Here is a 14,641-nt window from a genome sequence, read left to right as displayed (position 1 = left end):
TTCGGGTCAGCGGCCGGCGGCCGGAAGCAGCAGTTCGGAGAGGACGGCCACGAGCGCCTCCCGCATCTCGGCGGGGTCGAGTTCGAAGCTCGGGTCGTCGTCGAGGAAGGTCGCCCCGGCGACGAGCGTGTACACGGCTCCGGCGAGCGCGACGCCGAAGCGCAGCTGCTCGATGAGCGGCGCGTCATCGGCGCAGATCGCTTCGGCGAGCGTGCGGATGACCGCGTTCGCGCGGTCGATCACGGGCAGTCCGTGCAGCGACTGCGCCTGGTTCACGACGATGTGGACCGCGAGCCGGTGGCCGAGCAGGAAGTCGACGAAGCGTTCGACGAACTCGCCGCGCACGGCACCGGAGCGACCTTCGCGCACGAACTCGGCGACGAGTTCCTCCAGCGCGTCGACGGCGGGGGCGACCGCGGCTTCGAGCAGCGCCTCCTTCGACGCGTAGTGGTAGAGCACGCTCGACTTCGAGTAGCCGGCGTGCGCGGCGATCTGCTGCAGCGAGGTGCCCGCGAAGCCCGCCGAGGCGAACTGCTCGAGCGCGGCCTGGCGCAGTTCGTCGCTTGCACGGACGCGAGCGTGCGCCTGGGTGTCGATCGGCATGCTTCGACGCTAATTGACCGATCGGTCAGATCCTGACCGATCGGGCAGATTCACGGATGACTCCCAGCACGCCGTGCCGCGCGGGTAGCGTGTCCACATGCGCAAGTACCTGTTCAGCGGGGCCGTACTCGCGGCGATCTTCAGCGGAATCGGCGTCGTGCGCGCCACCATCTCCGGTCCGCGCGACTGGCGGCTCCTGCTGATGTGGATCTCGTGGGCGGCGAGCCTCGCGATCGCGATCGGCACCGTCGCCGAAGACGCGAAACTCGGCGAACTCGAGGAGTGACGGGGCCGTCTCGACGCTGACGGCGTGTCAGTTGGCGGACGGCCGCGCGCACGGGCCAGACTGACAGCACCCCGAAATCCGCGACGAGAGGACCGACGATGTTCCGCCGCTGGCGCCGCGCGCGACAGGCCGCGCAAGCCGCCCACCACGTCGCCCCCGCAGCCGCACGCCCTACCACCGCGGCCGACCTTCGCGGCGAGCACATCTTCGAACTGCTGAACGCCAAGCTCGGGGAATTCCTCGGGCCGGGCGGCGGCTGGTCCGTCGTGCGCCGCGCCGACGGCGACACCGATCGCATCTTCCACGCAGTGCTCACGCACCAGATCGCCGCCGAACTCACCCGCGCGATCCTGGAAGAGCGCGAGCAGGTCGCGGTCGTGGTCGACTCCGACGAGATGTCCATGGTGCTCGGCTGGGAGCCGACGCCGCTCGTGGTCTGGGCCGAGCCGGTCGGGCAGGCGCAGCCGGTCGAGGCGGCCGACGCCGAGCCGGCAGCCGACGCCGAGCCCGTCGCATCCGAGCCTTCCGTGGCCGACGCCGAGCCCGCCGTGGCGCACGCGGCCTGATCGACCGTCCGGTTCCAAAAACCGGCCCCGATTCTTGTACGGCCACGGCCTCGCCGAGGCATTCGTGTTTCCTAGCGTGATCGCAGGGCACCCGCCCGCTCCGCCGACCGCAAGGGAACCGACCATGACCGCTGCCACGGCCACCCCGGCCAGAACCCGTTCCACCGCACGAGACCTTGCGCAGATCGCCGTGTTCGCGGCGCTCATCGCCGCGCTCGGGGTCCCCGGCGCGCTCTACCTCGGGGGCGGTGCCGTGCCGATCACGTTCCAGACCCTCGGCGTCATGCTCGCCGGAGCCGTGCTCGGCGCCCGCAAGGGGTTCCTCTCGGTGCTCCTGCTCGAGGTGCTCGTCCTCGCGGGCCTGCCGCTCCTCTCGGGCGGCCGCGGCGGTATCGCCGTGTTCGCGGGCCCGTCGGCCGGCTACCTGTTCGGCTGGCTGCTCGGCGTGCTCGTGATCGGATGGCTCACCGCCCGCCTGCTCCCCCGCTACCGGGTCTGGACCGCGCTCGTCGCGACCGCGTTCGGCGGCATCGTCGCGGTCTACCTCATCGGGGTGCCCTGGACGGCGGTCGCCCTCGACCTGCCGCTCGGCGCGGCGCTCGTTTCGGCTGCCGTGTTCCTGCCCGGCGACATCCTGAAGGTGGTCGTGACGGTGCTGATCGCGAAGGGCGTGCACCGGGCCCGGCCCGGTCTCATCGAGCCCCGGCCGTGGCCGTGGCGGCGACCGACCGCCACTGCCGCGTGAGCGACTGGCTCGGCGGACGCGGCGCGAGCCCCGCGCTCCGGTTCGGCGGGCGCACCGTGTCGTACCGCGAGCTCGGCCGCGCGGTCGACGAGGCCAGGCTCCCCGACGGTGCGATCGGATGCGCCGCCGGCGCCGACCCCGTCGAGACCGCCGTGACCGTGCTCGCCGCCCTCGACCGGGGCCGCGCAGTGCTCATCGGTGGCGGCCGCGCTGACGTCGCCGCGCTCGGCGACGCTCAGGCGGGCATCCTCGTGCGCACCTCGGGCTCCTCCGGGACCGCACGAACGATCACCCGCACGAGCGCCTCCTGGCTCGCGTCGGCCGCACCCCTCGCCGAGCTCACCGGCACCGGCCCTGCCGATCGCGTCGCCGTGACCGGGCCGCTGCACGTGTCGATGCACCTCTACGCCACCCTGCACGCCCTCTGGTCGGGCGCATGCGCGACCGACGATGTCGCCGACGCGAGCGTCGTGCACGCGACGCCCACCAGGCTCCAACGACTGCTCGGCGAGCACGACGTGCCGGACACGATCGTGGTCGCCGGCGCTCCGCTCGGCGAGCACGCCGCGTCGCGAGCCGCGTCCCGAGGCATCCGGGTGGTCGAGTACTACGGGGCTGCCGAGCTCTCGTTCGTCGCCGCCGGTGCGGGCGACGGCACGCTCTCGCCGTTCCCCGGCGTCGAGGTCGAACTCCGCGGCGACGGGCGCAGTCGCACCGTGTGGGCCCGGTCGCCGTACCTCGCCGACGGCTACCTCGGAACGCCCGGAGCGCTCCGGCGCGACGATCGTGGCTTCGCGAGCGTCGGCGACCTCGCCGAACCGGTCGCACCGGGCCGGTTCCGGGTCGTCGGGCGCGGCGACGCGGCGATCACGACGGCCGGCGCGACCGTGCTCGCCGAGCCCATCGAAGCCGTCGTCCGCGACCTTCCGGGCGTGCTGGAGGCCGTCGTCGTCGGTGTGCCCGACGCGGTGCTCGGCGAACGCGTCGTCGCGGTCGTCGAGCTCGCCGACCGCGGCGACCCGACCGCCGTCGCCGCTGACGTGCTCGAGCAGGCCGTTCGCGCACGCCTCGCCCCCGAGGAGCACCCACGACGCTGGTACCGTGCCGACCGGCTCCCCCGCACCGACGGCGGCAAGATCGCCCGCGGCGAGGTGCACCGCCTGCTCGCCGCAGACGGGTTCACCCGGCTCGGATCGGCCGATGAGCCGCGCTCCGAGCCGCCTGCGGCGGCGACATCGAGGGCAGTGCGATGACCGGGGCCGCGATCGTCGCCGCCCGTCGCACGCCGATCGGCCAGGAGCGCCGCGCGTTGCGCGACCTCACCGTCGACGCACTCGCCGCACCCGTGCTCGCCGCCGTCGCCGACGCGGTCGCACCCGCGGGCCTCGCCGTCGAGGACGTCGTGCTCGGCAACTGCCTCGGCCCGGGCGGTGACCTCGCCCGGGTGGCCGCGCTCCGAGCGGGCCTCGGAGCTCACGTACCGGGAGTGACCGTCGACCGCCAGTGCGGATCCGGGCTCGACGCAGTACTGCAGGCTTCGGCCAGGGTGCGAGCGGGCGATGCGCGACTCGTCCTGGCCGGCGGAGCCGAGTCGGCGTCGACCGCGCCGCACCGGTTCTGGCCCGACTCGGGTGAGCGCTACACACGCGCGCCGTTCGCTCCGGCCGGCTTCCCCGACCCCGATATGGGGCCCGCCGCCGAGGCCGTCGCGCGTACGGCCGGCGTGCGTCGAGAGCGGCAGGATGCCTGGGCCGCCAGTTCGCACGCTCGAGCCGTCGCCGCTCGCGACGCGGGCCGATTCGACCGAGAGATCGTCGAAGTCGCGGGTGTGGACCGAGACGAGCGACCCCGCCGAGGGCTCGATGGGGCGACGCTCGCCCGGTTCCCGGCGGCCTTCGAAGCGCAGGGAACCGTCACGGCCGGAAACTCGTGCGGCAATGCCGACGGCGCCGCCGCGATGGCGGTGATCGACGAGGCCGCGGCCCGCTCGCTCGGAGTGCCCGCCCTGCGGGTCCGCGCCGCCGCCGTCGCGGCGGGCGATCCCGCCCTGCCCGGCTTGGGGGCGGCACCGGCGATCCGTTCCGCACTCGCCCGCGCCGGCGCTTCCGTGGCCGACCTCGGATTCGTCGAGATCACCGAGGCGTTCGCCGCGCAACTGCTCGCCGTGACCGACGCACTCGAGCTCGACGAGCGGATGGTCAACGCCGACGGCGGCGCGCTCGCACTCGGCCACCCCTGGGGCGCCTCGGGCGCGGTGCTGCTCGTGCGACTCGCCGCACGCATCGCCGCCTCCGACGACGCACGGCTGGGGCTCGCCGCCTGCTCCATCGGCGGCGGGCAGGGCATCGCGATGATCGTGGAACGGATCGCATGAGCATCATCGAGTTCGACCGTGCCGGCTGCGAGATCGGCGGCACCCCCGTGCTGCGCGACATCACCCTCACTCTCACCGAACGCCGGATCGGCATCATCGGCGCCAACGGCTCGGGCAAGTCGACCCTCGTGCGCATGATCAACGGGCTCGTCGCCCCGACCACCGGAACCGTCACGGTCGACGGGATCGACGTCGCGCGCAAGGCCCGCGAGGTTCGCAGGCTCGTCGGGTTCGTCTTCACGAACCCCGACACCCAGATCGTCATGCCGACCGTACGCGAAGACGTCGCCTTCACCCTTCGCCGGCACCGGCTCCCCGCGGCCGAGGCCGCAGCCCGAGTCGATGAGACGCTCGAGCGGTTCGGTCTCACCGACCTCGCCGACCGGCCCGCGCACCGGCTCTCGGGCGGCCAGAAGCAGCTGCTCGCGCTCGCCGCGGTGCTCGTCGCACGCCCTGCGATCCTCGTCGCCGACGAGCCGACGACGCTCCTCGACGCGCGGAACGCGCGCCTGGTCTCGGAGCATCTCGAGCGGCTCGACCAGCAGATCGTCGTCGTGAGCCACCAGCTCGACCTCTTCGAGCGGTACGACCGCGTCATCGTCATCGACGACGGCCGGATCGCCGCGGACGGCGAGCCCGCGGCGGCGATCGACGCGTACCGGGCGGCGATCGGATGATCGGGCTCTACCATCCGGGCAGGTCGCTCGTGCACCGAATGCCGGCGCTCGCGAAGCTCGGCGCGCTCGCGCTCATCGTCGGCGTCTCGGCCGCCTTCAGCGCACTCTGGGTGCAGCTCCTGCTGCTCGGCGTCACCGCCGTCTGCTTCGTGCTCGCTCGCATCCCCGTGCGGGTCGCACTCGCGCAACTGGTGCCTCTCGCCTGGATCCTCGCGATCGCCGTGCCGGTGCAGTTCTTCTTCGGCGGCTGGGAGGCCGCAGCGACGATGAGCACGCGGCTCACGGTGGCCGTGGCGCTCGCCGCGCTCTACACGCTCACAACCCCGGTGCCCGCCACGCTCGATGCGATGCAGCGGATGCTCCGTCCGTTGCGGCGGTTCATCGACCCCGACCGCGTCGGACTCGCACTCGCACTCGCCATCCGCTGCCTTCCCCTGCTCGCCGAGATCGTGCGTGCGGTGATCGAGGCACGCCGGGCACGCGGCGCAGAAGGCTCGCCGCTCGCCCTCGCCGTGCCCGTCGTCGTGCGGGCGCTGCAGTCCGCCGACGAACTCGGCGACGCGCTCATCGCGCGCGGCTTCGACGACTGAAGCGCTCGGGCGGCGTGCTCGTCGCGCCCGGACGGGCGGACACTCGTTGCGGTCCGGCGCCCGACGACCCACCGCGGGATGTGGACGGCCGCGCCCCGATGTCGGTCGGCACGGGCAGACTGGTCGGCGGCCCGACCACGGGCGGCCCGGCACCCGGCACCCGGCACCCGGCACCCGGCACCCGGCACCCGGCACCCGGCACTCGGCAGGCAGGAGACCACCCGACATGATGGGCATCACGCACGCGACGAGCGGTGCCGCCGCCTGGGTGGCCGTCACGAGCGCCATGCCGGTCGCGACGCTCGGCATCTACCCGCTCGACCCGACCGGCGTGCTGGCGGGCGCCGCGGTCTGCGCCGGTGCCGCTCTGCTGCCCGATGCCGATCACCGCAGCGCCACGATCGCCCGAGCGGTGCCGATCCTCGGACGGCTCGCGACCGATGCCATCGGCGAGCTCACCGGCGGGCACCGCCACGGCGCGCACTCCGCTCTCGCGGTGGCCGTGGTCGCCGCGGCCGCGTGGGCCCTCTCGCTCGTCACGCTGCCGGCCGACGTACTCGCACCGCACACGGTCTCGGCAGAGGCGGTCGGCACCGGCACCCTCGCCGCGGGCGCCGGCATCGGCACCGCCGCGCTCACCGCGTTCGGACTTCGAGCACGCCGGTTCGTCGTCTCGTGGCCGCTCGCGTGGTTCGTGGGCGCTGCGCTCGGCGCGTTCATCGCGATCGCCGCACCCGAGCAGGCGGCGTGGTTCCCGCTCGCGGTCACGGTCGGCTTCACCGTCCACCTCGCCGGCGACCTCCTCACCGTCGGCGGGCTTCCCGGTCTGCTGTGGCCGTGGGTGCCGCGGCCGCCCCGGAGCATCCGACCCGTGCCGGTGCTGAGGCAACTGTGGCTGCCGAACGGGTACGTCGCGCTGCCCCTTCTCGGTCGCACTGGATCGATGCGCGAAGCCGGGCTGGGCGCGGTGCTCGCGCTCTACAGCTTCGCCGGCTTCGGCTATGAGACGATGCGACTGTTCGGAGTCGACATCGCCCTGTGAGCACTCGCGTCGCCCGGTCGGCCGACGCGCGGGCCCGACCCGACCCGGCCCGTGGGCCGGGTCGGGCCGATGTCAGCGCGTGACCTGGAAGGTCGCGTCCTGGCGTGCGGTCTGCGCGGAGCTGCTCGAGAGCACGTCGATCCGCAGCACGTACCCCGAGTGCCGGATGTAGCGGTCGGGGAAGTTGTACGAGCGGAATGAGGCCCAGGCGCTGTCGGCGAGACCGGCCGTGCGGTAGAACGTCGCGTCGGCCCGGAAGGTCGAGGTGTTGTCGTTCTGCGCGAGACGCAGCTCGTAGTTGGAGTGACGCAGGTACCGGCCCGGGAAGTTGACCGATTCGAACGACACCCCGGCCGAATCGGCCAGCCCCGGAACGATGCGCCACTGCTGGTCGGCCGTCGGGTCCATCGGGAACGGGTCGATGCGCGCCACGTTGCTGGCGTGCCGCACGTAGCGGTCGGGGAAGTTGTACGACTTGAGCCGGTTCCACTGCGGTGCCCCCCACCGATCGAGCAGCCTCGTGTACTCGGCCGACGTGATCGGCGAGATGGTGGCGTGCTTGGCGTTGATGGGCGCCGTGAAGCTGCGCTGGTTGAGCGTCGACCACGAGTTGCCGCCCGGGTTGGTCGTCTGCCAGGCGTAGAAGACGGGGTTCGACGGTGCGAACGAGTCGCCCCACAGCCAGAACGTGTTGGTGGTGTTCGACTTCACCAGGATCGGAGCCTCGATGGCGCCGCCCTGCTTGAGGCCCGACGTCAGGGTCGTGAAGCTGTTCGGCGCCCCCGTGGTCGAGCGTGCGACGTAGAGGTTGCCGTTGTCCATGTTCTTGTAGCTGAGGTAGAAGTTGCCGCCGTCGACGAGCACGTCGGCGTCGAGCACGTTGAAGCCGGGGTCGAAGAAGACCTGTGCCGATCCCATGTTCACGAAGTCGGTCGTGTAGTTGACCATGACGACGTCACGCGTGCCGTTGTTGGCCGAGTAGATGACCGCGTACTGGTTGCGCGAGGGCACCCAGAACGCCTGCGGCGCCCACGAGTGGGTGTTCATCGTGTGCAGGCGTACACGGCGGTAGTTGCTGAACGCGGTGAGGTCGGTGGAGTCCCAGACGTGGATGTACTGATTGTTCTCGGTGAACACCCGCCCCTTGAGGTCGGTGGCGAGCACCACGAACCGGTCGTCCTGCTTGCGCAGGATGTACGGGTCGCGCAGGCCCTGGGTGCCGGCGGTGGGCGTGACGACGGCGTTGTTCTGGTTGAGCGGGGTCCAGTTCAGGCCGTCCTGGCTGACGGCGAGGTGCAGCGCGTAGCTGTCGCCCGACTGGTTCGGCGACTCGGTGAAGTACCCCATGACGTAGCCCGAGTACGGCGGCGCTGCCACGGCGGGCGCCGCGCCGATGAGCGGCATGACCAGGCCGACCGTGAGCAGCGAGAGCAACGCCAGGAGCAGCTTCCTGGACCGGGATACGGCGTGCAGCATTCGAGTTCTCCTCATTGAGAGTGTTACCGGTAACAATTCAGTTGGATATTGCCCGGTTGCGCGACGGATTGTCAAGGCGCGGGCACGCGCGCCAGGCCGCCTCCCCGACCCCGATGGCGAATGCGACGGAGGGAGTCCGTCAGAGGTCCACGCTCGCGCGATCTGGCATCAGTTCACCGGGGAAGTGCCATAGTACCGAGCAGAATGTCGCACTGATCGGAGAGTTGCGGGCAGAATGACGCTATTCGAGGCATCCTCACCTCGCACTTCGCCCACCGGTTCTCAGCGAAAACATAGAAAACTATTGACCCGCCTCGCCTCGCACCTATAGACATTCCACAAGCGACGACCCGTCCGGCACCGCCGGGCCCGGGTCGTCACCGTCGGAGTGATGCAACGAGGAGTCACCCCGCACCACTCCGAGTCCGCTCGCACGCCCGTGCGAGCGATCAGGAGAGGAATCCGGATGTCAGCGTTCAGACGACGCAGAGTGCTCGGAGGGGCGGCGGTCAGCGCCGCCGTCGCCGGGCTGCTGCTCACCACACTCTCTCCGATCGGCCCGGCGGCCGGTTCGGAGGAGCTGCCCGAACTCATGCGCAATGCCGACGAGGACGTCAGCGTCGTGGAGGTGACGGTCGCCGACCGCACCGAACTCGACCGCCTCGTCGCGACCGGCGTCGACCTCGACCACGGGGTCGACGTCAACGAGGACGGCACCTTCACGGTCGACGCGATCGTGACCCCGAGCGAGGTCGAGGCGCTCGAGGCTCGCGGCTTCAGCATCGGCGGCGTGCTCTACACCGAACAGGACACCGAGGCCCGGATCGCCGAGCGCGAGGCGGTGCGCAGCGAAGCCATCGAGCAGCTGCAGACCTTCCAGGCCGAGGTCGCCGACGACGGCGTCTCCGATGTCGAGATCCTGCGCGCCGACTACTACACGTCGTTCGGGGTCGGCTACCTGTCGGTCGAGGCCCGCTACGCCGACGGCCAGGCCAACACGGCACCGCTCGTCGTCGAGCGCGACAACGGGCCCGGCACCGAGATCGGCAGCGGCGGCACGCAGAACATCACCCGTTTCGTCGACGCGAGCGTCTACATCAAGCACCGCGGAGCCACGGCGGTCGAGACGCGTCCCGACCAGGTGCGCATCGTCAGCCCCACCGGCGACGTCGCCGTCGCGACCGTGCGCGACTGGCTGCCGATCTCGAGCGACCCGGTGTTCGGCGCGGGATTCCAGACCGACTTCATCTCGTCGTACCTCACGCCGACCGAGCTCTACGACCGCATCGAGTCGCTGCAGGCCGAGTTCCCGCAGATCTCCGAGATCGTCGAGCTGCCCTACAAGACGAACGGCTACCGCCGGCTCGCCCAGGGCCTGCTCGGCACCGCCAACGCGAGCCGCGTCGGCCTCGACTCGACGGCGTGGGGCCACGAGGGCGGCAACGACCTCGTCGTGACCGCGGTCGACCCGGGCGCGGCGAACGCGCCGCTGTCGGTCTCGGTCGCGGGATCCACGGTGACCGTGTCGCTCGCGACCGACGCGAGCGGGGCCGTGACGTCGACCGCCGCCCAGGTCGTCGCCGCGCTCAACGCGTCGCCCGCCGCGGCCGAGCTGGTCACCGCGTACACCTACCGCGGCAACGCCGGAACCGGCGTGGTGGCACCGGGCTCGGTCGCGCTGACCGACGGCCTGCTGGCGCCCGACACGGTCTCGCGCGACCCGCACCCCGTATACGCGATCCGCATCGGCGCGGTGCGCGACGGCTCCAAGCCGGGCGTGCTCGCCTACGCGCAGGAGCACGCGCGCGAGTGGGTGCCGCCACTGGTCACGATCGAGACCGCCGAGCGACTGCTGCGCAACTACGCCACGAACGCGAAGGTGCGCGAGATCGTCAACAACCTCGACATCTGGATCATCCCGTCGACGAACCCGGATGGCGGGCACTACTCGTTCTACGACTTCGCCTCGCAGCGACGGAACATGACGAACCACTGCCCGATCACCGGGAACGCCGACGCGCTCGCCCGCAACACCTGGGGCGTCGACGTCAACCGCAACTACGACGAGTACAGCTTGTTCGACGGGTACAGCGGGGCATCCGCCTCGTGCACCGGCGACACTTACGCCGGCCCGTCGGAGCTGAGCGAGCCCGAGAGCCGCAACATCGACTGGATCGCCGCGAACAACCCCAAGATCACGTTCGCGATGAACCTGCACAGCTCGGGCAACTACTTCATGTGGGCGCCCGGCGCGTACAAGGTGCCCGGTCGTGAAACCGCTCCTCGCCCGAGCGCCGAGGACGAGGCGTACTTCTGGGAGGCCGCCGAGCGCATCCTCACCGAGATCAAGCGCTTCCGCGGCATGTCGGTGACCCCGGCGCGCACCGGCCCCGTGGCCGACGTGCTGTACTCGGCGGCCGGCAACTCGGGCGACATGCTCTGGTACAAGTACGGCATCTACGCCTGGGACTTCGAGGTCGGCACGCAGTTCCAGCCGCCGTTCGAGTCGTCGAACCCGACGGGCGCCTCGGCGCACGCCGAGTCGCAGGAGTTCGCCAACGGCATGCTCGAGCTGATGCGCATCGCGCTGGACCGCAGCAAGGGCGAAGACACGGCGAAGCCCGTGATCGAGCTCACGGGCGACCCGTCGGCCACGCTCGACGGCAACGAGCACTCGCTGGTGCTCGAGGCCCGCGACGCCGAGACCGGCCTCGACGTGGTCGTCGGCAACCTCTACAAGGACGGCGCGTTGTACAAGAGCACGCAGTTGAAGGCGGATGGCGCGGGGCAGGCCACCCACACGATCGACCTGTCGACCGTGGTATCGGGCGGGCTGCCGCTCGGCGACTACACGCTGAGGTACAACGCGCGCGACCTGGCCGGCAACCTGTCGCAGACCAAGCAGTTCGCGTTCACCGTCACCGACCTCACCAAGCCGAAGGTGACGCTCGTGTCGCCGACGACGGCGGGGCCGTTCCAGAAGCTCCAGGTGCAGGTCGACGCGACCGACAACCACGGGCTGCAGCGGATCGTGGCGAACATCTACCAGGACGGCGTGCTCGTGAAGAGCACCCAGTCCGCCGTGGGCGGCGCGAAGAGCGGAACGCACTCCGCGACCGTGACGCTGCCCGACGGCGACTACACGGTCAAGTACAACGCCCAGGACCTGAAGGGGCTCATCTCGCAGACGAGCACCTTCGCGTTCACCATCGACGCCACGGTTCCGACCGTGACGGTGAAGGGCGGCCCGAACGAGACCGTCGGCAGCGATGGCGTCTACTCGCTCGTGAGCTTCAAGCTCTCGGACGCGGGCAAGATCGACAAGCTGACGCTGAACGGGGTCGAGAAGGACCTGACCGACAACGCGTGGAGCGATCTCAACTTCGTGCGCCCTGGCATCTTCGGCGCGGTCGCGGGTGAGAACACCCTCGTCGTGTTCGACGTTGCCGGCAACGCGAAGACGCTGACGTTCACGCTGAACTAGCCGAAAGCGAAGCGGCCCGGTCTGGGATTCAGACCGGGCCGCTTCGTGGTGGTGCACCCCCAGGGACTTGAACCCTGAACCCACTGATTAAGAGTCAGTTGCTCTGCCGATTGAGCTAGAGGTGCGTGGTTTCGGCCCCGTTCCTTCGAACCCGGGCCGAGCGACTACGTTAGCAGGTCGATGCGGGTCGGCGCCAATCGAGGGGCGAAACGCGGGGTGCGGGACATCCGCCCCCGTTAGCCTGAGCGGGTGACCACTGAAGCCGCCCTGCCCTCCGACGCTTCCCCGTACGCCGACGATCTCAGGCTCGCCCTCGAGCTCGCCGACCTCGCCGACTCGGTCTCCCTCGCGCGGTTCCGCGCGATCGACCTCGAGGTGCGCACGAAGCCCGACCGCACGCCGGTCACCGAGGCCGACCTGGCCGTCGAGCGAGCGATCCGCGATCGGCTCGCCGAGGTGCGCCCCGACGACGGCGTGCTCGGCGAGGAGTTCGGCACCGAGGGTTCGACCGCCCGGCAGTGGATCATCGACCCCATCGACGGCACCGCGAACTTCCTGCGGGGTGTGCCGGTCTGGGCGACGCTCATCGCGCTCGCCATCGACGGGCGCCCGGTCGTCGGGGTGGTCGCGATGCCCGCGCTCGGGCGGCGCTGGTGGGCTGCGGCGGGCGGCGGCGCGTGGACGGTGGATGCCCCGGGCACCACGGCACCGTCGATGAGTTCTGCGGATGCCTCGCGGCCCGAGCCGCGACGCATCGCGGTGTCGGGCGTGGCGAGTCTCGCCGATGCATCCCTGAGCTTCCAGAGCATCGCGCAGTGGCGCGATGCCGGCTACCTGGATCGCCTGCTCGCCCTGTCGCAGCGCGTCTGGCGCGACCGCGCCTACGGCGACGCGTGGTCGTACATGCTGCTCGCCGAGGGTCTGCTCGAGATCGTCGGCGAGTTCGACGTGAAGGTCTACGACCTCGCCGCGCTCGTGCCGGTCGTCGAGGAGGCCGGTGGCCGGTTCACCTCGATCACCGGCGAAGCCGGCCCGTGGCACGGCAGCTCGCTCGCGACGAACGGCCCGCTGCACGACACGGTGCTCGAAGCACTCGCCGAGTCCGAGTGACGCCGCCGGGCCCCTGCCCGCCACGCCCGCTAGGGTGGGCGGATGATCCAGCACACGGTCTCGTTCCGCCTCGTCAGCGCGCCCGGAAGCGCCGAAGAAGCCGACTTCCTCGACACCGCCCGAGCGACGCTGAGCGCGATCCCCGGCGTGCAGGAGTTCACCGTGTCGCGTCAGATCAGCCCGAAGAGCACGCACACGCACCAGTTCTCGATGGTGTTCGCCGACGCCGAGGCGTATCGCGCCTACGACGCCCACCCGGCGCACGGCGCGTTCGTCGCCGATCGCTGGGTGCCCGAGGTGGCGGAGTTCCAGGAGCTGGACCTGGTCGCGATCCCGGCCTGAGCGTCGCCCGGCGGCGGCTCAGGGCTACCGGCTCAGGGCTTCAGCTCGGGCAGTGCTCCCCCGCGTCGGGCGTCGCCCCAGAGGTCGACGCCGCTGTCGACGGCGTGCCGGTCGATCTCGGCGAGCTCGTCGGCCGTGAACTCGAGCCGGTCGAGTGCATCGAGGTTCTCGTCGAGCTGTTCGACCCGGCTCGCGCCGATGACCAGGCTCGTCACGCGGTCGTCGCGCAGCGCCCACGCGAGCGCGAGCTGTGCGAGCGACTGGCCGCGCGAGCGCGCCACGGCATCGAGGGCGCGCAGGTGCGCGCGCGTGGCATCCGTCAGCCGGTCCGTGTCGAACGAACCGCCGCTCGCCGCTCGCGATCCCTCGGGGATGCCGTCGAGGTACTTGTTCGTGAGCATGCCCTGCGCGAGCGCCGTGAAGCCGATCACGCCGAAGCCGAGCTCGCCGGCGGCGTCGAGCAGCCCCTCGGTCTCGATCCAACGGTTGAGCATCGAGTACGACGGCTGGTGGATGGTGAGCGGGGTGCCGAGCTCGCCGAGCAGGCGCGCGATCTCGCGGGCGTCGTCGGCGCCGTACGACGAGATGCCGACGTAGAGCGCCTTGCCACTGCGCACGATGTGGTCGAGCGCGGCGGCGGTCTCCTCCAGCGGTGTCTCGGGGTCGGGCCGGTGCGAGTAGAACAGGTCGACGTACTCGAGCCCGAGTCGCGCGAGCGACGCGTCGAGCGAGGCCACGAGGTACTTGCGGCTGCCGCCGACGCCGTACGGGCCGGGCCACATGTCCCAGCCGGCCTTGGTCGAGACGATCAGCTCGTCGCGGTACGGCGCGAGGTCGGTCGCGAGGATGCGGCCGAAGTTCGATTCGGATGCCCCGTAGGGAGGCCCGTAGTTGTTCGCGAGGTCGAAGTGCGTCACGCCGCGGTCGAATGCGCGGCGCACGATGGCGCGCTGCGCGTCGAGCGGGCGGTCGTCGCCGAAGTTCTGCCAGAGGCCGAGCGAGAGCAACGGCAGTTTCAGCCCGGATCGTCCCGAGCGGCGATAGGTCATGCGGTCGTAGCGGTCGGATGCAGCGAGGTAACCCACTCGCCGATGCTATCGAGCCGCATGCCGCGCTCGAGGTGCGCCGCGGACGCGGAGTCGAGGCATCCGTCGCGTCCCCTCGACCACTGTGGCGACCGTACATCGAATCGGGCGACCTGTTATCGATCATCGCACTGATGGCAGCACCCACCTCGCGGGCACGCTGGCTCGGACGCAGTTGAGGAGACCCCGATGCACGAGTTCGAGAGCGACGGCTGGTTCTGCGACGAGCCCGAGTGCGACTACTGCCTGGCGGCGTTCACC

At 71.1% G+C, this 14,641-nt stretch carries 14 protein-coding genes and 1 tRNA gene; 11 read left to right on the top strand and 4 right to left on the bottom strand.

The features are described from left to right. Window positions 1-6: 6 nt before the first annotated feature. Entirely contained in the window at window positions 7-603 is a 597-nt protein-coding gene (locus FLP10_RS15430; protein ID WP_149161675.1) for a TetR/AcrR family transcriptional regulator, read from the bottom strand. A 97-nt stretch (window positions 604-700) separates the two neighbouring features. On the opposite strand from FLP10_RS15430, the gene FLP10_RS15425 reads away from it, so the two are divergent. The 8 genes from FLP10_RS15425 (at window position 701) to FLP10_RS15385 (ending at window position 6,883) form a co-directional block, all read left to right on the top strand. Continuing rightward, a complete protein-coding gene (locus FLP10_RS15425) occupies window positions 701-889 on the top strand; it encodes a hypothetical protein (RefSeq protein ID WP_149161674.1) in 189 nt (62 codons plus the stop codon). Window positions 890-987: 98 nt separating this feature from the next. Further along, a complete protein-coding gene (locus FLP10_RS15420) occupies window positions 988-1,455 on the top strand; it encodes a hypothetical protein (protein ID WP_149161673.1) in 468 nt (155 codons plus the stop codon). A 124-nt stretch (window positions 1,456-1,579) separates the two neighbouring features. Continuing rightward, window positions 1,580-2,200 (top strand): biotin transporter BioY, encoded by a 621-nt coding sequence (locus FLP10_RS15415; RefSeq protein ID WP_149161672.1) that lies wholly within the window; start codon window positions 1,580-1,582, stop codon window positions 2,198-2,200. Next, entirely contained in the window at window positions 2,197-3,453 is a 1,257-nt protein-coding gene (locus FLP10_RS15410; RefSeq protein ID WP_168209213.1) for a class I adenylate-forming enzyme family protein, read from the top strand. The genes FLP10_RS15415 and FLP10_RS15410 overlap by 4 nt, the downstream gene beginning before the upstream one ends. Beyond that, complete coding sequence (locus FLP10_RS15405; protein WP_149161670.1) at window positions 3,450-4,574, top strand: thiolase family protein; 1,125 nt, start codon at window positions 3,450-3,452, stop codon at window positions 4,572-4,574. The genes FLP10_RS15410 and FLP10_RS15405 overlap by 4 nt, the downstream gene beginning before the upstream one ends. After that, window positions 4,571-5,251, top strand: a complete 681-nt coding sequence (locus FLP10_RS15400; protein WP_149161669.1) for an energy-coupling factor ABC transporter ATP-binding protein — start codon at window positions 4,571-4,573, stop codon at window positions 5,249-5,251. Before FLP10_RS15405 ends, FLP10_RS15400 begins: the two co-directional genes overlap by 4 nt. Further along, window positions 5,248-5,841, top strand: coding sequence for an energy-coupling factor transporter transmembrane component T family protein (locus tag FLP10_RS15395; protein WP_149161668.1), 594 nt, complete (start codon window positions 5,248-5,250; stop codon window positions 5,839-5,841). The genes FLP10_RS15400 and FLP10_RS15395 overlap by 4 nt, the downstream gene beginning before the upstream one ends. Window positions 5,842-6,067: 226 nt before the next feature. After that, window positions 6,068-6,883: a metal-dependent hydrolase gene (locus tag FLP10_RS15385; protein WP_149161666.1), complete on the top strand. Its 816-nt coding sequence runs from the start codon at window positions 6,068-6,070 to the stop codon at window positions 6,881-6,883. A gap of 72 nt (window positions 6,884-6,955) precedes the next feature. Here the strand turns inward: FLP10_RS15385 and FLP10_RS15380 are convergent, their stop codons facing one another. Further along, complete coding sequence (locus FLP10_RS15380; protein WP_149161665.1) at window positions 6,956-8,359, bottom strand: glycoside hydrolase family 43 protein; 1,404 nt, start codon at window positions 8,357-8,359, stop codon at window positions 6,956-6,958. A 466-nt stretch (window positions 8,360-8,825) separates the two neighbouring features. Between FLP10_RS15380 and FLP10_RS15375 the strand changes: the two genes are divergently transcribed. Further along, entirely contained in the window at window positions 8,826-11,843 is a 3,018-nt protein-coding gene (locus FLP10_RS15375) for a M14 family zinc carboxypeptidase (RefSeq protein ID WP_210418421.1), read from the top strand. Window positions 11,844-11,892: 49 nt separating this feature from the next. Here FLP10_RS15375 and FLP10_RS15370 read toward each other — a convergent pair. Continuing rightward, window positions 11,893-11,968: transfer RNA gene (locus FLP10_RS15370), tRNA-Lys, on the bottom strand. A gap of 124 nt (window positions 11,969-12,092) precedes the next feature. Here FLP10_RS15370 and FLP10_RS15365 point away from each other — a divergent pair. Together FLP10_RS15365 and FLP10_RS15360 are read left to right on the top strand one after the other, a co-directional pair. Continuing rightward, on the top strand, window positions 12,093-12,953 hold the full coding sequence (locus FLP10_RS15365) for an inositol monophosphatase family protein (RefSeq protein WP_149161664.1): 861 nt from the start codon (window positions 12,093-12,095) through the stop codon (window positions 12,951-12,953). Between the two features lie 42 nt (window positions 12,954-12,995). Continuing rightward, window positions 12,996-13,295: a Dabb family protein gene (locus FLP10_RS15360; protein WP_149161663.1), complete on the top strand. Its 300-nt coding sequence runs from the start codon at window positions 12,996-12,998 to the stop codon at window positions 13,293-13,295. A gap of 32 nt (window positions 13,296-13,327) precedes the next feature. On the opposite strand, the gene mgrA is transcribed toward FLP10_RS15360, so the two are convergent. Then, window positions 13,328-14,380, bottom strand: coding sequence for an L-glyceraldehyde 3-phosphate reductase (gene mgrA / locus FLP10_RS15355; RefSeq protein ID WP_149161662.1), 1,053 nt, complete (start codon window positions 14,378-14,380; stop codon window positions 13,328-13,330). Window positions 14,381-14,641: the final 261 nt, after the last annotated feature.

The organism is Agromyces intestinalis, from assembly GCF_008365295.1.
In the GTDB taxonomy this organism is placed as follows: Bacteria; Actinomycetota; Actinomycetes; order Actinomycetales; family Microbacteriaceae; genus Agromyces; species Agromyces intestinalis.
Note: the sequence above shows the minus strand (reverse complement) of the source record. Positions and strands in the feature narration are given on the sequence as shown.

Bases quoted from the DNA above. Each gene is read 5' to 3' on its own strand.
- FLP10_RS15430 (WP_149161675.1), bottom strand. From the start codon at position 603: ATGCCGATCGACACCCAGGCGCACGCTCGCGTCCGTGCAAGCGACGAA.
- FLP10_RS15425 (WP_149161674.1), top strand. From the start codon at position 701: ATGCGCAAGTACCTGTTCAGCGGGGCCGTACTCGCGGCGATCTTCAGC.
- FLP10_RS15420 (WP_149161673.1), top strand. From the start codon at position 988: ATGTTCCGCCGCTGGCGCCGCGCGCGACAGGCCGCGCAAGCCGCCCAC.
- FLP10_RS15415 (WP_149161672.1), top strand. From the start codon at position 1,580: ATGACCGCTGCCACGGCCACCCCGGCCAGAACCCGTTCCACCGCACGA.
- FLP10_RS15405 (WP_149161670.1), top strand. From the start codon at position 3,450: ATGACCGGGGCCGCGATCGTCGCCGCCCGTCGCACGCCGATCGGCCAG.
- FLP10_RS15400 (WP_149161669.1), top strand. From the start codon at position 4,571: ATGAGCATCATCGAGTTCGACCGTGCCGGCTGCGAGATCGGCGGCACC.
- FLP10_RS15395 (WP_149161668.1), top strand. From the start codon at position 5,248: ATGATCGGGCTCTACCATCCGGGCAGGTCGCTCGTGCACCGAATGCCG.
- FLP10_RS15385 (WP_149161666.1), top strand. From the start codon at position 6,068: ATGATGGGCATCACGCACGCGACGAGCGGTGCCGCCGCCTGGGTGGCC.
- FLP10_RS15380 (WP_149161665.1), bottom strand. From the start codon at position 8,359: ATGCTGCACGCCGTATCCCGGTCCAGGAAGCTGCTCCTGGCGTTGCTC.
- FLP10_RS15375 (WP_210418421.1), top strand. From the start codon at position 8,826: ATGTCAGCGTTCAGACGACGCAGAGTGCTCGGAGGGGCGGCGGTCAGC.
- FLP10_RS15360 (WP_149161663.1), top strand. From the start codon at position 12,996: ATGATCCAGCACACGGTCTCGTTCCGCCTCGTCAGCGCGCCCGGAAGC.